21 protein-coding genes are annotated in these 21,609 nt (G+C 50.2%); 3 read left to right on the plus strand and 18 right to left on the minus strand.

Features of this window, described 5'->3' with window-relative positions; translation table 11 throughout:
- Positions 1-61: 61 nt before the first annotated feature.
- The 13 genes from ACY2IG_RS14355 to ACY2IG_RS14415 are packed head-to-tail and all read right to left on the minus strand — an operon-like array spanning position 62 to position 14,497.
- Positions 62-952, minus strand: coding sequence for an LCP family glycopolymer transferase (locus ACY2IG_RS14355; RefSeq protein WP_462618083.1), 891 nt, complete (start codon positions 950-952; stop codon positions 62-64).
- A 29-nt stretch (positions 953-981) separates the two neighbouring features.
- Positions 982-1,752: a hypothetical protein gene (locus ACY2IG_RS14360; protein WP_462618084.1), complete on the minus strand. Its 771-nt coding sequence runs from the start codon at positions 1,750-1,752 to the stop codon at positions 982-984.
- Complete coding sequence (locus ACY2IG_RS14365) at positions 1,749-2,900, minus strand: aminotransferase class I/II-fold pyridoxal phosphate-dependent enzyme (protein ID WP_462618085.1); 1,152 nt, start codon at positions 2,898-2,900, stop codon at positions 1,749-1,751. Before ACY2IG_RS14365 ends, ACY2IG_RS14360 begins: the two co-directional genes overlap by 4 nt.
- Positions 2,897-3,967: a lipid II:glycine glycyltransferase FemX gene (locus ACY2IG_RS14370; RefSeq protein ID WP_462618086.1), complete on the minus strand. Its 1,071-nt coding sequence runs from the start codon at positions 3,965-3,967 to the stop codon at positions 2,897-2,899. Before ACY2IG_RS14370 ends, ACY2IG_RS14365 begins: the two co-directional genes overlap by 4 nt.
- Positions 3,948-4,568: a sugar transferase gene (locus ACY2IG_RS14375; protein WP_462618087.1), complete on the minus strand. Its 621-nt coding sequence runs from the start codon at positions 4,566-4,568 to the stop codon at positions 3,948-3,950. The genes ACY2IG_RS14370 and ACY2IG_RS14375 overlap by 20 nt, the downstream gene beginning before the upstream one ends.
- Before the next feature lie 15 nt (positions 4,569-4,583).
- A complete protein-coding gene (locus tag ACY2IG_RS14380; protein WP_035410382.1) occupies positions 4,584-5,693 on the minus strand; it encodes a glycosyltransferase family 4 protein in 1,110 nt (369 codons plus the stop codon).
- Entirely contained in the window at positions 5,681-7,024 is a 1,344-nt protein-coding gene (locus ACY2IG_RS14385) for a nucleotide sugar dehydrogenase (RefSeq protein WP_462618088.1), read from the minus strand. The genes ACY2IG_RS14380 and ACY2IG_RS14385 overlap by 13 nt, the downstream gene beginning before the upstream one ends.
- Positions 7,025-7,036: 12 nt before the next feature.
- Entirely contained in the window at positions 7,037-8,386 is a 1,350-nt protein-coding gene (locus ACY2IG_RS14390; protein WP_462618089.1) for a phenylacetate--CoA ligase family protein, read from the minus strand.
- Positions 8,376-9,410, minus strand: coding sequence for an NAD-dependent epimerase (locus ACY2IG_RS14395; protein WP_035410391.1), 1,035 nt, complete (start codon positions 9,408-9,410; stop codon positions 8,376-8,378). Before ACY2IG_RS14395 ends, ACY2IG_RS14390 begins: the two co-directional genes overlap by 11 nt.
- Positions 9,400-10,686 (minus strand): hypothetical protein, encoded by a 1,287-nt coding sequence (locus ACY2IG_RS14400; RefSeq protein ID WP_462618090.1) that lies wholly within the window; start codon positions 10,684-10,686, stop codon positions 9,400-9,402. The genes ACY2IG_RS14395 and ACY2IG_RS14400 overlap by 11 nt, the downstream gene beginning before the upstream one ends.
- A 12-nt stretch (positions 10,687-10,698) precedes the next feature.
- Entirely contained in the window at positions 10,699-11,958 is a 1,260-nt protein-coding gene (locus ACY2IG_RS14405; protein ID WP_462618091.1) for an oligosaccharide flippase family protein, read from the minus strand.
- Between the two features lie 16 nt (positions 11,959-11,974).
- Positions 11,975-13,840, minus strand: a complete 1,866-nt coding sequence (locus ACY2IG_RS14410; RefSeq protein WP_035410399.1) for a polysaccharide biosynthesis protein — start codon at positions 13,838-13,840, stop codon at positions 11,975-11,977.
- A 21-nt stretch (positions 13,841-13,861) separates the two neighbouring features.
- Complete coding sequence (locus ACY2IG_RS14415) at positions 13,862-14,497, minus strand: YveK family protein (RefSeq protein ID WP_231496901.1); 636 nt, start codon at positions 14,495-14,497, stop codon at positions 13,862-13,864.
- A gap of 338 nt (positions 14,498-14,835) precedes the next feature.
- On the opposite strand from ACY2IG_RS14415, the gene ACY2IG_RS14420 reads away from it, so the two are divergent.
- Both ACY2IG_RS14420 and ACY2IG_RS14425 read left to right on the plus strand, forming a co-directional pair.
- Positions 14,836-16,104, plus strand: a complete 1,269-nt coding sequence (locus ACY2IG_RS14420; protein WP_329469195.1) for an O-antigen ligase family protein — start codon at positions 14,836-14,838, stop codon at positions 16,102-16,104.
- Between the two features lie 29 nt (positions 16,105-16,133).
- Positions 16,134-16,892: a homing endonuclease associated repeat-containing protein gene (locus tag ACY2IG_RS14425; protein WP_290752739.1), complete on the plus strand. Its 759-nt coding sequence runs from the start codon at positions 16,134-16,136 to the stop codon at positions 16,890-16,892.
- A 65-nt stretch (positions 16,893-16,957) separates the two neighbouring features.
- Here the strand turns inward: ACY2IG_RS14425 and ACY2IG_RS14430 are convergent, their stop codons facing one another.
- Both ACY2IG_RS14430 and ACY2IG_RS14435 read right to left on the minus strand, forming a co-directional pair.
- Positions 16,958-17,953 carry an ATP-grasp domain-containing protein gene (locus tag ACY2IG_RS14430; RefSeq protein ID WP_462618092.1) on the minus strand — a complete coding sequence of 332 codons (996 nt, stop codon included), beginning with the start codon at positions 17,951-17,953 and terminating at the stop codon, positions 16,958-16,960.
- Between the two features lie 17 nt (positions 17,954-17,970).
- Positions 17,971-18,495, minus strand: coding sequence for a VanZ family protein (locus ACY2IG_RS14435; RefSeq protein WP_056063286.1), 525 nt, complete (start codon positions 18,493-18,495; stop codon positions 17,971-17,973).
- Between the two features lie 207 nt (positions 18,496-18,702).
- Here ACY2IG_RS14435 and ACY2IG_RS14440 point away from each other — a divergent pair, with 207 nt between their 5' ends.
- Positions 18,703-19,122, plus strand: a complete 420-nt coding sequence (locus ACY2IG_RS14440) for a helix-turn-helix domain-containing protein (protein WP_035410414.1) — start codon at positions 18,703-18,705, stop codon at positions 19,120-19,122.
- Between the two features lie 37 nt (positions 19,123-19,159).
- Here the strand turns inward: ACY2IG_RS14440 and ACY2IG_RS14445 are convergent, their stop codons facing one another.
- From ACY2IG_RS14445 to ACY2IG_RS14455, 3 genes are all read right to left on the minus strand, one after another.
- Entirely contained in the window at positions 19,160-19,471 is a 312-nt protein-coding gene (locus ACY2IG_RS14445; RefSeq protein ID WP_290752749.1) for a hypothetical protein, read from the minus strand.
- Between the two features lie 141 nt (positions 19,472-19,612).
- A complete protein-coding gene (locus tag ACY2IG_RS14450) occupies positions 19,613-20,350 on the minus strand; it encodes a hypothetical protein (RefSeq protein WP_462618093.1) in 738 nt (245 codons plus the stop codon).
- Positions 20,343-21,548, minus strand: a complete 1,206-nt coding sequence (locus ACY2IG_RS14455; RefSeq protein WP_462618094.1) for a hypothetical protein — start codon at positions 21,546-21,548, stop codon at positions 20,343-20,345. The genes ACY2IG_RS14450 and ACY2IG_RS14455 overlap by 8 nt, the downstream gene beginning before the upstream one ends.
- Between the last annotated feature and the right edge of the window lie 61 nt (positions 21,549-21,609).

Raw genomic sequence — 21,609 nt, forward strand, 5'->3', positions numbered from 1 at the left:
GAGAGTAGCGTTCGTTTCGTTATCAATCAGTCCTGATATCGCAATTTCCTCTCCATTCCAATCATTTGAGCGCTTCCTGCAGTTGAGCTTGAACTTCTTTTAACGACTTATCCGTCGGATGCCAGTAATAGATGCCGTCCGATTCGATGCCTCCTGATCCGTCAAACGACAAGGTCTTGACGTTGCGTAAGGCATCCCGGTAGTCCGTCGCGACCGTCCGGGCAACGGAAAATGGTACGTTCGTCTTGACGTTTTTCCCGAGGGCATCGAGGATAGCGTTGAAACGACGAATCGAGAAGTCTTCTGTCATCTTATCGGCGACTGCCTGAACGACTTGCCGTTGGCGGATTTGTCGTCCGAAGTCCCCACGTGGATCATCGTGCCGCATACGGGCATAGGCGAGTGCTTCCTTCCCGTTCAATGATAGTTCTCCTTTTGGGAACTGCATCTCATAGTACGAAAAATTGATATCGTTCTTGACTCTGACCCCATCCACCGCATTGACGAGATCCGTAAAACCCGCTAGATTGATCTCAGCGAAATAGTCGATTCGAATCTTTAACAGATGACTGACCGTATCAAGCGCCATCTGTGGACCACCGAAGGCATAGGCATGGTTGATTTTATCATTCGAACCATTGCCGATGATGTCTGTCTTTAAGTCGCGCGGGATGCTGATCATCTGACTGGTATTCGTTTTCGGATCAATCGTCACGACGATGATCGTATCACTCCGTCCTGTCTCATTTTTTCGTTGATCGACGCCGAGTAAGAGAAACGAGAGTCCTTTTTTCTGCTCAACGGCTTTTTCCGTCTCAACGCTTGCTTTGACCGGTACCTGGACTTCTTTGAGCGTCTGACTCGCTTTATGATACACATATCCGCCTGAACTAAAGAGAAGGAGCAGGCAAATCCCCGTAAGTGTCAGTACGATCCATTTCCATTTCTTCATCACCCATTCTCCTTTTCTTCAATTTCAATTCAGGACGGTCGTTGTGCTTCGAGTACCAGTAAAGCATTGCGCCAGCTACCGAACAAGGCAGTGATGACTCCGATGCTTGGCGCATCACGTCCGATACTGAACCGTTGATAACTTGCGATCGTCAGATGCTCCGTCTCTTGTGCGGCTTCAGCAAGTACTTCGAGCACTTCTTCTTCCCGCCAGCGTTTACGCGGGAATTCGATCCCAATGATTTCAAGTGCGTTTGACCAAGAGCCGTACCGGCGGGCAATCGTTGCGACAGTCGGACGATTTTGACCAGCCGCCCACTTCGTGTAGGTCTGACTCGTCAAGACCGGCAAGACCCCTTGCGCTTCCAGTAATGACTCGATGATCCGTTGTTCCATTTCCTGGACGCGTTCCTTTAAGATATCCGCTTCTGACAATGCCTGCTGCCACGAGTTGAATTGATGGACGATATCCGTCAGGCTTGGTGCTTGTTTCTGTTGTGCCCATTCGCGGTACGTCGCACTCGTGAAAGGATGGAGTTCCTCCCGTGCCTGACGCAAGGCGTCAATGATTTCCGATTTCGTGAACGTCAAGCGGGCATGCCCGATGCCTGCTCGTTCCAAGGCGATTTGCCACGATCCAAACAGCATCAGGATTTCCGCGACGCTTGGATGAGTGGTGTGGAGTTGCCAGCGGAAATAGGTATTGGCCGTCAATTCATTCTTCCCGTTCGCAGCGAGACGGAGTGCGTGGATCGCTTCCTCCATATCGCGCATGACGATGTCCCCTTCCCATATATTCATGACTGGACGTTCCGGCGTACGGTCGTCTGTAAAGCATGACGAACGTTTCGGATGACGACGGCTTGTTCAGTGAACGTCATTTGTGAAGCAGACGGAAGACAGATACCGTCTTCAAACAAGCGACGGCTGACGTCAACCCCTTCTGCTGTGACGAATGGTACGTCGCGATAGACGGGTTGTAAGTGCATCGGTTTCCAGACCGGGCGAGACTCGACATTCGCTTGTTGCAGTGTCTGAATCATCGCATCGCGTTGCGCTTGACCACCCGGTAAAAGAAAGGCACTGAGCCAGCGGTTGGCGAACGTTCCAGGCTGTTCGACTTGCGACGTGACGCTGTCCGGGGCAAAGGCACGGTCGTAGCGATCAAAAATTTTCCGCCGTGCATCGACGCGTTGATCGAGAACCTCAAGCTGTCCCCGTCCGATCCCAGCAGCGACATTACTCATCCGGTAATTGTAGCCGACTTCCGTATGTTCATAATGCAAGACCTGCTGTCGCGCCTGTGTTCCGAGATAAAAGGCACGTTCGATCAGAGCCGGATCATTTGCGACGAGCATTCCGCCGCCTGACGTCGTGATGATTTTGTTGCCATTGAACGAATAGATACCGAACGTTCCGAACGTTCCGGTCATCCGCCCGTTGACACGAGTCCCGAGTGATTCTGCAGCATCCTCGATCAACGGAACATCGTACTCTTCACAGATCGCAGCAATCTCCTCGATTTGCGCGGCGACACCGTACAGATGAACGACGATGACAGCCTTCGGAAGTCGACCACGCGTTGCCGCCTGGATCAAGGCCCGACGGAGTGCGACGGGCGACATGTTCCAGGTCTCTTCTTCCGAGTCGATCAATACAGGTCGCGCTCCGACATACCGAATCGGATTCGTCGAGGCAATGAACGTCAAGGACTGACAGAAGACATCATCCCCCGTCGTGACACCAAGTGTCGCGAGCGCCAGATGAATCGCTGCTGTCCCACTGCTCGTCGCAAGCGTTGCACTAGCACCCGTGTACGCTTGCATATCTCGTTCAAAGGCATCGACATTTGGTCCAAGAGGGGCGACCCAGTTCGTCTCGAGTGCCTCGGTGACATAACGGGCTTCTTGACCACTTAAATGCGGGATGGAGAGTGGGATGTGTTTCATGATGTTTCCTCCCTTCGAGATGACAGATGACGAATCGGTGTTCGGTAGAGCGGGAACCAGTGACCCATTTGAGTTTCCGGATGTTGTCGTTCGAATTGTCGCGTTAGACGCTCATAGATCGTGGCATCAAGAATCGACGTACCGAGTCCAAAAAACGTTTGATTCGCACTAAAGGATCGTTTGTAGGCAAGCAAGCTATCCGTATTCGATCGTGTCGTGCCTCCACCGAGATGAAGCGCTTGAAAACCGGCTTGTTTTGCCCAACGAATCATCTCCGCGAATAATAGATGGTTGGGTCGAAGTGCTAACGACGTGGGATCGGAAGCACCGAGATGATAATGCGCGAACTGGCGACCAGTCAAGACGATACATCCGGCGATGATCCGTCCGTCATGTTCAGCAAGCAACAGGACATTTTTGATTCGTCCGTCCGCGAAGTGATCGAAGTAGGTCTGATCAAAGTAATACCGGGCATCGGCTTGATGTTTGTCCATCGTCATCTGATAGAGACGCGCGAAGTCCCGGTATTCTTCCGGGCGTCCCAGACGAATCGTCACGCCTTCGCGACGTGCCTTCCGGATGTTGCGTCGCGTCATTTGCGAAAAGTCGTTTTCGATCATCTCGAACGGGTCCGTTAGTTCGAGTGTCACGGTCGGCTGTAGGATCTCCGTTTGATGACACCAGTATTGACCCAGTTCTTGATTGTGCAAGAGTGGATGGAAGCGAACCGTCTCTGTGACGATTCCCGTCTCATTGCAATAGCGTTCGAATCGCTCGCGCGCTTCGCGAATCTGATCGAGTGACCAGATGCCTTTGAAGGAAGGACCACCGTAGCCGTAAGGTGTCGTGATATCTTCAAAGAGTGTGCCTGGAATCCGTCGCCGCAAGTACGGATAGATCAACGTCCCAAACTCCGTCGGATAATAAAATAACTCAGGAATCTCGTCGTGTTCCTTCGCGAGTTCGAAGTAAGCATGTTCGTAGTAACAATCGAGCTGATAGGTCGCAACGAGTGCATCCCATTCGCGCGGATCCCGGATTAACCGTTCATCGCTTAACGACATCATGGGGAACACCTCCGTCGAGACCCTTGAACTCACCCATCCCAGTCTGATGAGCCGTCGAGTTCCCTTCTGACGAGATGACCATTTTGAACGTCTTGATCAAAATGTAGAGATCGAGTCGGAATGTCTGATTCGCTGCGTACCATTGATCTTGCTCGAGTCGTTGTTGCCACGTCGTCGCGTTCCGTCCATGAATCTGCGCCCAGCCCGTCAGACCAGGAAGGACATCATGCCGTGTCATCTGCTCCTTCGTATAGTGGTTCAGGTAGCTGACGAGCAACGGACGCGGCCCGACGAAGCTCATCTGTCCGCGAAGGATGTTAAAGAACTGCGGAATCTCATCAAGGCTTAAGCGACGAATCCACTCGAGTGATGCGGGAATCCGGTCTGCATCCGGGAGAAGTTTTCCCTCAGCATCCATTTCGTTCGTCATCGTGCGGAATTTGTAGATTTTGAACAACTCCCCCTTGTAACCTGGGCGGACTTGATTGAAGAAAATCGGACGACCGAGCTTCGTATAGATGACTAAGGCGACGAGGGCGTAGACGGGAATCAGGATCAAGATAGCGATAAGACTAACCGTGAAGTCGAATGTGCGTTTCATGATGACGTCCTCCTTTTACATAGCTGAAAAGAGATCAAGTTGTCGTTTGATGACGTCGGCTTCGTTGAAATGTTTCATGGCACGGTCAAATCCGTTCCGTCCCATCTCGTTGGCACGGTCAGGATGTTCGACGAGTGTGTTCATCCGTTTGGCAAGCTTCGTGATATCGCGGACTTCGATGAGATAGCCTGTCTTCCCCTCGACGACTTCCTCACGACAGCCGCGGATGTTTGTCGCGATGACCGGTTTTGCGCTCGCCATCGCTTCGATGATTGATCGTGGTACGCCTTCACGATGCGACGGTAAGACGAAGGCATCGACTTGTTGGAACAAACCCGGTACGTCTTCGACGAATCCAAGGTAGTCGACGTTTGGAATCTCGCGGATCCGCCGTAAGAATAAGTGTTTCGTCGTCTGATCGCGCTCGCTTGCCATCATCTCACCGGCAATGACGAGACGGGCTTCCGGGTGACGATAGACGACATCCTCGAATGCATCGAGCAGTTCGAGAATTCCTTTCTCTTCGACGATCCGACCGATGAATAAGAACGTAAACGGCGCTCCGGCTTCACGTGGTCGTGGGTAGAAGCGGGTCAAGTCGATTCCATTTCCGAGATGCATCAGCCGGGTATTCGCTTTAAAGCGTTTGCGCTGGGCGAGTTGATAATCTTCCTCGCTTTGAAGGAGCAGATAATCGGTCGCGAGACGTGCCAACCACTTTTCGACCGAATACGTTAGCTGATACGTCATCCGCCCCATCTTCTCGTGGAAGTAAAAACCGTGTGCCGTATAGACGATATGCTTCGTCCCGGCACGTTTGGCGGCGACCCGTCCAAGGGCAGCGGCGACTGGTGTGTGGACATGGACGGCGTCGTAACCATCCTCTTTCAAGATTCGCGTGATTTCACGGATCGTCCGCCAGTTACTCGTCCAGTCGATTCGCCGCTCGATCGGAATGTCATGCATCCGGAATCCCTTTGCTGCCAGTTTCACCGAGGCACCCGTGTCGGCACAGGCGATGCCGACGTCGTGCCCCGCATTTTGCAAAGCGAGTAAGAGCGGCTGCAACATCGTCTCTGCCGTCGTATCGAGAGCACAGACTTGAAGGATTTTTAGAGGCGCCATACGCGGACCCCCTCCGGTTGTTCTGCTCGTGGCAACATGCCTTTGATGTCGACGACGATGCCGCGACCGACCTTTAGTAAGTGTTGTGCCAGATTCCAACCACCTTCAACGTATTCTTCGTGTGAGACGGCAAAGATGACGACGTCGGCTGGTTTGAGTTCACTCATCTCGAGTAAGTCGATCCCGTACTCACGTTTTGCCTCACTCTTTTCGACGAGTCGGTCCGTCACTTGGACGTCGATTCCGAACTCTTCGATTTCATGAACGAGGTTCGCAACTTTCGAGTTGCGGATGTCGCTGACGTTTTCTTTGAACGATAATCCAAGAATGGTGACCCGGGCACCGAGCACCGGCATGTTCTGTTTGATCAAGTTCTTAACGAGCGCTGTGGCGATGAAACGCCCCATCGTATCGTTGATCCGGCGACCGGCAAGGATGACTTCCGGATGGTAGCCAAGTGACTCCGCCTTCATCGTCAGATAGAACGGATCGACACCGATACAGTGACCGCCGACGAGACCCGGACGGAACGGGAGGAAGTTCCATTTCGTACCGGCTGCTTCGAGGACTTCGAGCGTATCGATGTTCATCCGGTCGAAGATGATTGCGAGTTCGTTCATCAAGGCGATGTTGAGGTCGCGTTGTGTGTTTTCAATGATTTTTGCTGCTTCCGCGACCTTGATCGATGAGGCACGGTGGACACCGGCTTCGACGACGGCTTCATAAACTTCCGCGACGATATCCAGTGTCTGTTCATCTTGGGCGGAGACGATTTTTTTAATCGTTTTAAACGTGTGCTCATGGTCACCCGGGTTGATTCGCTCCGGTGAGTAGCCGACGAAGAAGTCGACACCAGCGCATAAGCCGGACGCTTCTTCAAGAACCGGGATACAATCTTCTTCCGTAGCTCCAGGGTAGACGGTCGACTCGTAGACGACGATGTCGCCTCTATTGAGTTGGCGACCCACGAGGTGCGACGCCCGTAAGAGTGGTGTCAGGTCCGGCTGGTTCTGTGCATTGATCGGGGTCGGAACGGCGATGATGATGAAGTCGCTCGCCTGCAGTGCCGATGGATCTGAGACATAATCGACGGTTGCGTTCTTCAACGTGAAGGGACTCAGTTCGAGTGTCGCGTCGATGCCTTCTTGAAGTTCTTGGATTCGTTGTTCCTTGATGTCAAAGCCGATCACGCCCGTCTTTTCACCGAACGCAACGGCAACGGGAAGTCCGACGTAGCCGAGTCCGACGACGGCAATCGAACGGTTGGCAATGGGAAGTGCACCAGTATGGGCTGCTGTCGTATCTACGATGTGTTTGACTGCCTTGTTCATGTTGGGTTCCTCCTATTTCATCGACTGTTTGACGATCAACGTTTTTCCGTTTGGCTCTTGTTTGACGTGTTCGACTGGTTCGAGGACGATTTTCATGTCGGAGCCGAGTAACTTGCGCATCTCGTTCAAGAGAATCTGTTCGTGCTTCGGTTGGAAACGTTTCGCATCCGGAATATAGCGGAGTGTCACATAATTAAGCGCATGCTGTTCGACTTGGAGTCGTAGAACTGAGTTCGGTAGCTCCCGGGCAATCGTCGTGATGTCTCCTTCGAAGACTTTGCCACGCTTCTCGCTGACGATGTAGCTCGTTCCCCGACCATCGATCGAGGCGATGACGGGACCATTTAATCCGCAGCCGCATGTCTCGTCACTGAGTGTCATCCGGTCACCGATCCGGTAACGAATCAGCGGTGTGCCGCGTGTCGTAAAACAGGTGACGACGACTTCTCCGTCCTCTCCATACGGTTCGATGATGCCAGTTTCGTGGTGCAGATGCAGTTTATGATGGCGGCACTCCGAGATGATTGGTGCTCCTTCCGAGGAACCGTATTGATCAAAGACCGGGACACCGAATGCTTCCTCGAGGATGGAGCGCATCTCCTCCGTCACCGTTTCGGATGTCGGGAAGATGGCGATCAGCGGGATATCCAGTTGAATGTGGTGCTTCAGCATATAACGGGCGATTTCGACCATCGCCGTCGGTGTTCCGTCGAGTGCGCGTGGTTGAAAACGATTCAGCTCTTCAATATAGGCTGGGAAGTTCTCTTCTTTCATATGAAAAATCGAGAGTAACAATTGATTGAGTGGTCGATTCATCCGCCAGAAGATCGGTTTCGTTTGATCGACGGCTGTCAGCGTCCGACCGGTGAAGCTTGCCCGGCGCATTCCGGCCTTGAAACCGTGGAGTTCCTTGAAGTAATCAAGATGGGCCATCCGTTCCTGTACATCTTCTCGCATGAAGGCGACTTGGAGTGACTTTCCGCTCGTCCCTCCCGTCCGTCCGCGAACCGGCGCATCGACACGGGACATGAACGCATCATTGTTTTGGCGAAGCGTCTCTTTTTCAAGGATCGGAATCGTCTTCAGCTGCTCGAGTGACGTAAACGGTAACTGGATGTCATGTTCGTGAAAGAGTTGTCTGTAATACGGTGTATGCGCCACGGCGAAGGCAAGGAACGCATTCAGACGGTCGAGTTGTTCCGCTTGGTAATCCCGCGTCCGGTCCTTCATCCGGAGCTCCTTCATCTTTTGCTCATAGAAGCGACCGTAGCGTTCTTGCATCAACTTCCGACCGTATAACGAGGTCAGCCAATTTTGGATGAAGATTGGAGAGCGATAGTAGATATTCTCTTTAAGCGCCATCTTGGATTTCCTCCTTCATCAAGTAATGGCTCTCGTACCAGTCGATGAATGCATGGACACCAGCTTCGACCGTCGTCTGTGGTCGGTAGCCGATTGTCTCGAATAGTGAGGAGACATCGGCGAAACTTTCCGGGACGTCACCCGGCTGTAACGGCATCCCGTTCTTGATCGCCGTCTTACCGAGGCGTCGTTCAATCAAGGCGACGAATTCACTTAAGCGAATCGGGCTATGACTACCGATGTTGTAGACGCGATACGGGACGTTGCTACGATCCGGTAAGGGATTTGACGCGTCAAACGTCGCGTCGACTTCCGGTTCAGTCTGGAACAGACGATAGATGCTTTCGATGATATCGTCGACGTAGGTGAAGTCTCGTCCCATCTCGCCGTAGTTGTAGAGATCGATTGGTTCGCCCTTCGCAATTGCCTCTGTGAACTTGAACAGTGCCATATCCGGGCGCCCCCATGGACCGTAGACGCTAAAGAAGCGAAGCCCTGTCGTCTTGATGCCGTAAAGGCTGCTATAGGTGTGTGCCATCAATTCGTTTGCTTTTTTCGAGGCGGCGTAAAGACTTAGCGGATGATCGACGGCGTCCGTCGTCGCGAACGGCATCTTCGTATTCGATCCATAGACGGAACTCGATGAAGCGTAGATCAACTGCTCGACGGGATGATGGCGACAGGCTTCTAGAATCGAGAGAAAACCGACGATGTTTGATGTCATGTAGACATCGGGTCGGTCGATGCTATAGCGTACGCCTGCCTGCGCTGCCAGGTGGAGAACGAGATCAATTGATTCTTGTTCAAAGATTCGCGCGACGACTTCCGTCTCTTCGAGTGAGACCCGGTAAAATGTATAATTCGTGCCGAGTTCAGCGAGCCGGGCTTCTTTTAACGTCGGGTCGTAATAGTCGTTCACTTCATCGAGTCCGATGACCCGGTAACCCTCCCGGATGAAACGGCGTGCGGCATGAAATCCAATGAAGCCTGCGATACCAGTGATTAAGATCGTTTTATTCGGCACGGTGTTCGACCTCCTCGAAGTAGTGGCGCGCTTGCAGGCGCATGTAGTGAACGGTTGTGTAGACGATGAGTAACATCGGGAACAACTTATACCGGTGTCGGATGGCCGTTCCGACGTTGCCGGTTCCAAGACCGAAGATCAACGCGTTGAGTGCAAAAAGAAGGAAAAAGAAGAAGAGGACGCTGCCGAACGGATGCTGACGAATCAGTTTGAACGACCGAACGATGGCAAAACAACCGATGAAATAGAAGACGGCGTCGAGGAAGAAAATCAGGATGTTCATGACACTCGACCACTGCCACGGGAATGGTGAGAACAGGAAGTAGATCATCCGGATCGGTGAGTAGAGAATCATGTCGCCTGGACCTGTCACCGTCAATCCATTCAAGTAAGCGGAGCCGCCGCGATCGTAGCTCATCCCGCTGAACAACTGTCCGTTTTCCGAGACGTGGGTGAACTTCGCGAACAAGACGTCCTGGAAGCTGTAGACGATAAAGCCGACGACGAGCACTTGGAAGATCAGTCGCTGTACCTTCGTCGGTTCAAAGTCCATGTGTCGTGTCTCATGGCTATAAAACGAGAAGTAGACGAGTAAGACGACGATTCCAACGGCAAGACCGGAGTGGAACATCGTACTGACGAAGTAGCCGAGATACGCGAGAACCATATGTCTGCTGGACTTCTCTTCCGTCCAGCGGACCATGTAATAAAGCGTATAGACGATACCAAGAGCGACGATCTGATCCCGTAAGAGAATCGGTGAGAGCAACAATCCTTGCGGGAAGAACGCGAAGATGAGTGTTGCACCGAAGACGTATCGTTCTGGTAAACGTAACCGCTGTAACGTCTTTGCTAGAATGACGACGGCGACGACGCCGAGGATGACGTTGAAGAACTGAGCTAGGATTCGTTCCGGTCCGAACATCAGATAGAAGATTCCGAGAAACTTGGAATAGGTGCCGCGGACGACATCATTGAAGGTCGACGGGTCGGTGAAGATTTGGACACCTTCGAGATGAAAGGCTTCCGTATCGTCCCCACTGTGCGGTGGTAAGCGGAACAGTTCGAGATCGATGAACATCAAAACCAATCGGACGAAGAAAGCGGTGATGAAGACAAGATAGAGCGGCGTCGTCTCGGCTTGGCGGAGTAGGTAATAGAGAAACAACACCGAGTTGATGAGCAGCAAGGCGGTCACGTACGTGTCCGGGAAGAGCGACCGGGCGAATTGACAAACGAGCGCTTCAATGACGATGAGTAAGAGAATTGGTCGCATCTTCTTCCCTCCTTAACTGCTTTGTTCGACGACGAGGGCGACGTTTCGTGGATACAAGGAGCGATAGAGCGCGGGTAACAGTAGGACGATCTGAGTGACTGCGCAAAGTGTGTATGCAATCGTCGCTCCGTATAGTCCGTACAACGGAATCAAGAGGCTACAAGCGACGAGATTGACGACGACACTGCCGAAGATCGAGAGTGTCTGGATTCGAAACTGCTGGAAGCCGGTCAGTAGTGCTTGAATGACGGTCGAATTATAGAAGAACAACGACGCGACCATCATCAAGACGAAAATCAGATGATATTTGACGAACGACGCATTGTAGAAAATCGTCAAACCCCACTTTCCGAAGAAGATTGCTCCAAGAATCAGGAGGATCCCGACGACGTTCGTCATCAGTAACATCGACCATGTCAGCTTGCGCAGTTCCGGTAAACTTTGGCGTTCTCCAGTCTCTGACGAGAAGTTCGGCAATAAGACAGCAATCAAAGAGTGGATGAACAGACTACCGAGTACGAGTAGATAGGCAATGCTTGCATAATATCCGAGCTCTTCCGTTCCAATCGCATGTCCAACGAATAATCGTGGGATGTTTGCGTTCAAGGCGATCAGGAGAGCGACGAACCCGAGTGGCATTGCTTTAAGGAACAGCTCCTTACCGGATCGATATCGTAAGTCGAGCGCTTGATTGTCAAAACCACGACCGACCCGGCGAATCGTCGGGAGATCGTAGACGAGTAACATGATCAAGTTCCCAGTGATCAAGGCGATGACGAATCCCTGGATCGAATGGGTCGTAAAGAGGACGAGTGCTGCGCCTGAGACGTTCAAGAGACTGCGGCAAATCTTCGAAATGGCGACTTCCTTGAAGGCAGTGTGTCCCTGTAAGAAGCCGTATCCGAGATCAGCGAACGACTCCATGTATTTATTGAGATAGACGAGTAACGTCAGCAGTAAGATGTTCGCTTCACCGAAGAAATAATAGACACCAAGGAGGACGAACACACCTGCCGAGAGGAGCGAAAAACGGGTCTTGATGAAGAGCCAGAAGTTCGTCAGTCCAGCCCGTTCTGCCGTCAGGATCGTACTGGCATTCAGCCAACAGAACATGACGATTGGTGCGGTGATGGCAAGGGCGTAATTGAAGTAGCCGATATTGAGCGGCGTACTCCATTTGATCAGGAGCGTCAAAATCATCCATTGATGTAACGAATATGCTGTATCTGCAATGAAGATGAGATTGAAGCGAGACAGCCGAACCGTTTTCATCGTTCTCCCCCCCTCTCTATTTACGAGCGATCCGCATCGTCGGTGCGACTGGATCGGCATCGGTTTCGTTCGTCGCTTCTAATAAATACTGGCGAAGTGTATCGTCCCGATCGAGCGCTTGGGCGATCTCACGCAAGTACGGATCGACGGAGCCGAAGGGGCGTGTCTTTCCGACGAGGATCTTATCGAAGACGAGTTCGTCATGCACCTCATCACGAGCGAGCAGTTCCTCGTAGAGTTTCTCCCCTTTTCGAATCCCGCTGTAGACGATCGGGATCTGTTCTTCCGTAAATCCACTCAAGTGAATCAAGTTTTTCGCAAGTGTCGTGATGTGGACCGGTTCACCCATATCGAGGACGAACACTTCGCCACCTTTTGCGAGGACACTCGCTTGAATGACGAGACGACTCGCTTCCGGAATCGTCATGAAGTAACGTGTCATCCGGGGATCGGTGATCGTGATCGGTCCACCTTTCGCGATTTGTTCCTTGAAAAGTGGGATGACGGAACCGCGGCTTCCGAGGACGTTGCCGAACCGGACGACGGCGAACGTCGTTTCGCTATTTCTTGCCATCTGTTGGATGACCATCTCAGCGATTCGTTTCGTCGCGCCCATCACGCTCGTCGGGTTGACTGCCTTATCGGTCGAGATCATGACGAAGCGTTTGACTCCAGCCGCTTCTGCTGCTCGGGCGACGTTACGTGTTCCGTAGATATTATTCTTGACGGCTTCGCTCGGATTATCCTCCATCAGCGGGACGTGCTTATGGGCTGCCGCATGATAGACGAGGTCCGGTTCGAAGCGTCGCATGACTTCAAGCATCCGGTCACTGTCCTGTACATCGGCGATGACGGATTCGAACTGGATATCCTGACTGAGACACTCGAGTTCCCGGCGAATCAGGTAGATACTGTTTTCACCGTGTCCAAGAAGAACAAGTCGTTCAGGACGAAAACGAATCAGTTGCCGGCAAATCTCGGAACCGATTGATCCACCGGCACCGGTGACAAGGACCGTCGCTCCATGCACGCTTCGTTCGATTTCCGTGATATCAAGCTCGACTGGTTCCCGTCCGAGTAAATCAGCGATTGAGACTTCACGGATTTGTTGAATCGAGACCTTACCGGAAGCGAGCTCGACGAGCATCGGTAACGTATGCGCCTCGACTTGCGTCTGTTTAATTCGATTCAACAGTTCGATTCGTCGCGGATACGATAAGGACGGGATCGCGAGGACGACCGCTTCAATCTTTTGTTCCTCGATGATGCATTCAAGTTGCTCGATCGCTCCGATGACAGGAACACCGTGAATTCGCATCCCGCGTAGTTCAAGCGAGTCATCGAGTAATCCGACGACGTTTAAGATATGCGATTTCTTTTGTTTCAGTTCTTTCGTGATCATCTGTCCGGAAGCTCCGGCACCGATGATTAGCGTCCGTTTGCCGAGCGTCTTATGCTCCGGAACGAGTCTGAGACTACGGCCACGAATCAACAACCGGACGAATAAGACACCGTTCAAGACGAGTCCTGTCTGCAAGAAGATCGCCCGTTCGACCGCAAAGTCGAACAACGCATATTCAAGACCAAGTAAAACGAAACTGCTGGCAAGGACGACGACGAGGAGAACGGCGAGATCACGTAAACTCGCGTAGCGCCAGATGATTTGATAGAAACGCATCCAATGAGCGACGAAGGTGAGGGCAATCCACTGGATGAGTGCGATTTCGAGCGCATCCTGTAACTCGAAATTGACGGTGAGATGGAGCGGATTAAAGAAGTAGAACGTTACTACGGTTGCGAGTGCGATGACTCCGGCGTCGATCAGGCGAAGGAGTCCAATCTTCAACTGCCGACGATACGGGGTAAGCGGGGAATGCTGCATGATGGTGTCTCCTCTCCTCTCTCATGAGTGCGTCCGGGGAATGACTTTCGGATAACTGTCGGTCGCTTCACGTGTCACTTCTTTTTTGCTTAACGAGCGCGAATAGACGATCAGGAGTCCGAGCATTAAACCAAGGACACCACCGATTCCCGTATTCATCAAAATGTTCGGGGATACGGGCTTTGTTGGAATTCGTGCACTGGAGAAGACTTCCGTCTTACTCGTGTTAATCAGTTGCGGGAGATAATCCTGGAAGACTTCCGTCATCGTATTTGCCTGAATGGCTGCCTGCTCCGCTGAACGATCCGTGATGGATAAGGCGATGACTTGCGAATCGAGATTGCTCGAGACCGTCAGACGATCCGTCAAATCGAATAATCGCTTGTCGGTGACGTTCATCTTTTGGGCGACCTGATCGACGACCTCTGGGCTTCGCAAGATATCTTGATAGGTACTGACGAGTGTCGGCGTCGATGTCGCCTCTGCGTTTGCTTGAGGAACGACGAGGATGTAGGCCGTCGCTTCATATGTCTTCGGAATGACATACGTGCTGAGTGCATATCCGGCACCTGCGAAGAGCATCGTGAAGAGTGCCAGTAGCCACCAGCCGCGTCGGAGTGTCGTCAGATGATCTCCAAAGGTTTTTCTTTGATGCATCGAGCTCACTGTTGTTCACCTCTTTCTAGCTTGACCGAATGGATGGACATTGGTTATGTCTACACCTTATTTCCAATCGAATTCCAAAACAATTAGAGCTTGGTGAAAATGATTATATTTTTTTCGGTAGCTATCTCGTTTGCGTGACGCGAGTTCACAGCAGGAATTCATGTCACAAAAAAAACGCGATTCACGAAAAAATGATTGCGTTTTTCTTAATATTTTTTCATTGGTATGCATGATTTTTTAAAATATGAGGGTAAATACAAATTTGACGATTAAAAAGTATTTGAATCGGTAATAAGTCCTATATGAAGGGTGGATAGTCTTTAGAAATCATGTTAAAATCAGTCAATATACCCACATCGTTTGCCTTATCCATCCTAGTCATTTGGATCATGCTCGATGCTTGGATTCGTCCTCTATCCTTTACGGACGAAGTGTTACCTAAACAGTGGTCACTTTGGTTGCTTCCTGCCTACATCGTTCTGTTCAGCGTCTGTTGGTTCATCTTACGACCGTTCTATCGCGTCAATCGCACAACTGGACATCAAATCGGATTTATTTTTCTGATTTATCTGACATTTCATATTGTATTTTTCTTTTTTAACGCGAATACGGATCGTGTCCTTGCTTCGCTTTACCTCATTTCGACTTGGCTTTTCGTCGGCATCGTCTCTTCGCTCTCACGTACATCGATCGATCAATGGCATCGTCTTCTGTATTACTTCCTTTACGGACAAGCCGTCTTTCTCGCTTCCTACGCACTCATCGTCTCGTTTGGCACAGAGTATGTTCCGGTCGAAAACCTACAATGGCTTCGAATCGGTCCTTTGTCGTTTCCTCAGCTGTATGTCGGAGAGCAAGGTTCATTCCTTCGCCTTGCTGGACTGATGAACAATCCGAATACGTTCGCAGCGTGGCTCGTTCCGGGAGGACTGCTTGCTTGGGTCTATCTACTGCGACAGTTTCCACGTTGGCAAAGTCTTCTGCACGCTGTTTTCTTACTCCTGATCGTCATTGCTTTGCTAAGGAGCGGTTCGCAGACAGGAATCTACTCCTTCGTCCTCCTGGCACTCTTGACGAGTATTCGAATGGTTCCGGGAACGAGACGCCGGATGCAGGTAGCTGCCTGTTATGTGACAGGAAGCCTGATCTTATGTGCCGTCTTCGCATTTCAAGGTCTGCTTCCCCGTCTGCTCAGTCTTAACGGACGATTTACGCTTTGGCAAGCAGGATGGCACGCTTCCGCTGACGCGCTCTGGTTCGGTCACGGGATTGGAAGTGCCCCGCGTGGACTGCAGGAACAACTCGGGGAACGGATTCTTTATACATTTCACAGCACACCGATCACGTTTCTCTACGAATTCGGTCTCATTGGTTGTCTGCTGTACGGTGCAGTCTTTCTGTATCTGTTTTATCGACTGCTTCGCATTCAGACGACGGATCTCGCTTTCCTCGCGCTCTTGCTAGCCAGCTGGCTCGGGTTACTCCAATTCACGGAAAGTGTTCTCGTCAGACCGAGTGGATTTTATTTCATTTGGCTCAGCCTTCTTGCTTATGCGTCGCTTCGTCGACTTCCACCTCACGACAGTACCCACACCTAGACGCACCTACACGAAAGGGGTATGACATCATGAAGAAATGGACAGAACAACAAGTCATCGATAGCCTGATCGAAGCTAGTATCGAATATCCCTCTCTCGACGCAAAGACATATGCGCGCTGGTCGGTCGGAAAAGACATTCCATCGATCACGACGATCATCAATGTATTCGGCTCTTGGCGTGAAGCACTCCAAGCTGCTGGTCTCTCATCAATTCGTCCGTATTTTTCAGATGAAGAGATTCTTACTTTCATCAAGGAAGCATCGACACGTTTACATCCCTTCCATAGTAATAGCTACCGGGAGTGGGCAAAAGCCAAACACGGACCATCCTTGACGCTGATCAACTTACGTTTCGGTTCTTGGTCACGTGCGCTTGAAGAAGCACAGATCGAGATGACACGCTCCATCTCGATGACGGAAGAACGGATCATCACTGCTTTACTTGAAGCTTCCGATGTCCTTTCGCGTCTGACAACACAGACGTATGCGATTTGGGCACAGGAAAATGGACATCCGACAGTCGCGACGATTGCCCGTAAATATGGTTCGTGGGCAGATGCTCTCGCTTGCCTTGACATCGCTCCACCTCGCCGGAAATGGGTCGAAGAAGACGTCCTTGAAGCACTGCGGCAGGCACAAGAAGAATTACCTTCTCTCAGCATCATCCATTACCGAAAATGGGCAGAAGGTCGCTCGGTTCCGAGCACCTCGACGATCAACGCCCTCTTCGGCAGCTGGACCTCCGCCGTGCAATGCCTCAAGCGTGCACGCGTTTCTCTTTCCTAATCCTTTTCTTCCATCTAAAAAAGAGTGACCCGGTATGTTACCGGATCACTCCTTTTTCGTGCGTATCATGATTTTTCGATCTGCTCAAGTAGAGATGCCGGCAATAGTGTCACCGTATCGTGCTTCAACAAATAGATGTCTTCCGTATACGCCCCGATTCGTCGAGGATTGCGTTGCCCGTGGAGATTGTTTCGGATCGCTTTCGGAAAATTGACCCCACATTCATAGGCATGAAGATACCCCCCACCAAATCGTGGATTGATTTCCGATAAGTAGAGCGTTCCGTCAACATCGAACAGATCAAAATCTAGTGGACCGACGAGACGAGTTCCCGCTAATACCTGCTCAATCAATTCAAAGACGTCGTCGCGTTTGACGGAGCGACTCTTATCCGTTTCTCCTGCGCGCATGACGAGTTTCTCCTTAATGAAGATATCCGTCACTTCATGCGTCAGCCAATCGACATACACATCAACGCCAAGTTCTTGTCCTCTTAAGTATTCCTGAATCAATAAATTCGGATGGACAGCGAACAATCCTTCGACGACCTGAAGGGAGGAGACAACCTGGACATGAAGACTAGCACTGCCGTTACGTGGTTTTACGAAGACTGGAAATGCGACTTCCCCTTGCGCGAGCGCATTTTTAAATGCGTCGAGTGTCGTATATGTTCGTGCATGGGCAATCCCTTCCGTGACACAATACGTATACATAGCGTATTTATCAAAGCATAACTGGCACGCATCCATCGGTGAGACAAGGACCGTGACACCGATCGCTTCAAATCGTTCTGTTGCCGCTGCGAGCAACTCCAATTCGGGATCGATCAATGACAACAGCACCGTTACGCCTTCCCGCTGACACAACTTCAGTAGATGATCGATATACCCCGGTGCGTCGATGCGCGGAACAAGATGATGACGTTCCGTCATATAAAGACCCGGTGCAAGTGGATTACAATCCGCAGTACTGACGCGACCGTCCGACATCTCACGGACGAAGTACTCGACCAGTTTCGTCCGGCGACCGACGCTTGTCATCAACAAATGGGAAGTCTTCATAGTGGCAATCTCCTTCGTTAAAAGTGATGCCTTTTCTTTTCGTGCCAGAAAGAAAGACTTCCTGCTTGGCGCTGTACTTTTTTCCTACGAACGAGCAGATAACATCCGATTCCGATCAATGCTCCGGTTCCATCGAGTAGCACATCTTGGACGAGACCAGTCCGGTCACCCGTTAAAATTTGATGAAACTCATCAAACACAGCGATGGTGATTGCTAATGAGTAAGCGAACAAGACGGCAAGACCCGGTGTCAAACGACGACGCGTCAAATCAATCAAGCCGATACCTAATACGAGAAACGTCGAGACGTGCGCTGCTTTACGAATGAAAAATTCAATGAATCCACTGCGTCCGAGCGCCGCTACACTGACTTCTCCATGATACGAGAAGGAGATGAATCGCAGATGATCGACGAATCCTAATGGGATATAGCGAGATAGACCAGGTTTGATCGATTGCTCCTGATAGGGCATCGAACTTGAGATGAAGAGGATCAATAGGACGGCAAAGACGACATAGCCGGACCAGGTGATTTTTTTCATGAAGACACTCCCTTATGTGATATCACTTTAGAATAGCACGGACAGAAACGATAGGCGATTTTCTCCGAAAATCAATTTCTATTTTAACCCAGTTCATTTTTTTAGTTTCCTTGAAAAACGATATTTTACATTTATCAGGTTTCTTTTATAATGAAAGTGGTTAATTAGTACTATAAAGAATGAGCTGAAGAATAGGAGTGGAGTGCCATGAATCGTGCACTAGGTAAAAAAATCATGCAATTGCGCAAACAACACAAGTATACTCAAAAATTTTTAGGTGAACGGTGTGGTGAATCAGCAACGGACATTTCCGCTTACGAACGTGGTCAGCGCATTCCTTCTGCTCAAGTTTTGGAACGATTGGCTCTTGCTTTAGACACGACGATCATTGATCTCATCGATCCGAAGTATGTTCAGCATCCTTCATTGAGTGAATTCATGCAACAAGCGCTTGAACCATCGCAACCGCTTGATCTAAAGCTCATTCTTGAAGATTTACTGGTTCATCTCAGTCTATCGAAGGAAATCTATTTTGATGGTCGACTCGTCTCATCACCTGTCCGGGATGAGATGGCAACGTCCATTGATCAAGCATTAAAGCGGGGTCTTTCTTCTATCGAAGCGTAAAAAAGAGATCAAAATCAGCTGATTTTGATCTCTTTTTTTATTCTGTTTGGACGATATGATCGATGTATAATTGATTGTCGTCATATGTTGCTTCTAATAACTGACGAAAAAACGTATTTTCGCTTGTTTTCTCGGATACGAATACACGTGCGTAATGCTTATGCGCCTGCTCGAGTACAGTGAATTTCAAAGTACGGGCAGATGAAGAGAAAAACAATTGACGACCGGGATAACCAAAGGCGTCCATCGCTTTCGATTCTTCTAAGAAATGAAAAGGTTCGTCTGGAAACAAGGTCTCAATGAACGATAGACAACTTTGTTGAAAGGTACTTCCGCTCTGATTTTCCATGATACATCCGGCTCCTCTTTCTTATGATGTACTTTGAATCGTGCAAAGGAAACTACTGTATCTCATTACCCAGTCTTTAGACCTATTCAAACCAATATATTACATATATTTTTTATTTTATTATTACATTATATTTTGTACTTATTGTTTTTCGAACTCCAATACCATCATTGTCTTTCCTTCATATAGAAATTGTCCATGATAACGCGATAACGTCGCAAATTCAAACAGCGTTTTTGGTTCGTATAGATATTCGACCGCATAACTGACTTTTTCCTCTTGTCCGGATTTGAGATAAGCGTTGAACAAAAGACGCTCCCCATCGATGTGATAGCCATAGAAAAGTAATGTCTTTTGAAAGCGTCGTGTCGCAATCGGATGGACAATTGATTTCAGATGATCGATGTGATACAAGGACACAAGCAAGCGTCCGCTCGGTCGTAGCAACTGACGGATGTTGCGGAAGAACAACAGCAGTTCCCCACGCGTATAACGTAAAATCGTCGTTCCCGGTAAGATGATCCGGTCAAAATACTCAGGTCCGACGACGTCCGTCACGTCATGACTCCATCCATAAACCTTATGCTGATACTTCTCCGCGATCTGTTTCGTCCGCGAAGCTTCCGGTTCAATCAGATAAAGGTCATACCCCTCGTCCGACAAAAGATTAAACAGGGATGGATCAAACGTTCCGTAAAATAGGATCTGCTCTCCTTTTTGTAGATAACGTCGATAGAGCATCAACTCATCGACTTCATTTAACTGTTGTGCTTCTTGGTACAATCGACCAAATCGTTCATCTCGCTGTACATGATCGAGCACTTGGACGCGGGAGTAGCTACCTTTACGCAAAAACGGACCAAATAAGATCTCACCCATGATACATCAACTCCTTGTAATGCTGAATCGCTTCCGCATAGTTTGCGCCGAGTCGCTCTGGCAACACGTCGAATTGTTCCTTTTGATCCGCTTCTAAAATCCAGAGGAATGCTTCGTTCGTCTCGAACAGGCGTAACGTCGTTCGATCGAACGCAAAACACCCTTCCTCATTTTGAATGCCGATTAGTGTTAACGGTCCAATCCGTCCAGACGTCCGGGGTAATTCAAGATCCGAGTAAGGGGTGATGAAACGGCTCGTCCCTTGAAACGATCCTGCCAGTTGATACAACAACGGAAACAACTCCAGTTCCGTTTGCGACGCGAGCGCCTCCGGTTGAAGTTGCTGTTCTCGAAGACATTCAATATCGCTTGAAATATCCGCACTCAACTGAATCGTTTTTTGTCGATCAGCGTAAATCCCGTCCGCAAAAAAGAACAGGCGATGCGAGACGCATAATCCGCTTACTGTCGCATAATCGAGAATCCCCATCGTTTGATCGTTTTGAATGCGCCCCGTTTGCTGCCAGTCTTGTAACCGCTCGGCAAGTGCGTCGCGAGATAAGACCGTCAGCTGTGACGCAAGTGACGGAGATAAACGATCTGAGAATGTCAACAAAATCGGGGTCCGACTCATCAGCTCGATGATCGGCAGATCGTGCCGCATCGGATGATCAAAATAGATGACACTATTGATCGTCATCACTTGAAAACTGTCTACTGGAATCCGGTCCAACAATGAGCTGTCCTCGATGTAGACATGACGCAGCGGTTGCGGATGGTGTGGCACGGATGCCGGATAGACACCCGTCATCAACGAAAGGAGAGCATGATGAACAGCCGGAACGGATGCCGGAACCGGTATCTCTTCCTGCGGTAAGAAGAGACCGTTCAGGAAATCCGGTTGACCAAACAGAACCTCCCCGTTCTGCCGGATCAAATGAAACTGGACGTGTAGCATCTCGTGTTGCAAATAGGCAACGAGACGCAACGTACGCTCTCCTTCTCCTTGGAGGACGAAGACATAGTGCTCATATTCCTGAAAATCCATGTAATCGAGTAAATCATGAAACGTATGCGTATCATAATCAAAGGCATCGATTGAAATACGGTGTGTCTCACAAAAAGTCTGCATCGCGATGGATGGCAAGGAACGTTGCAACCAACCGTCTTGTTCCGATAAAAGTGATAATCCGATCATGTCCTCTCTCCTTTCACGTCAAGTGATTGAAAAAAGGGCTTCATTCTCTACGATCCGAATG

This window comes from Exiguobacterium sp. EF_C8 (assembly GCF_054956715.1).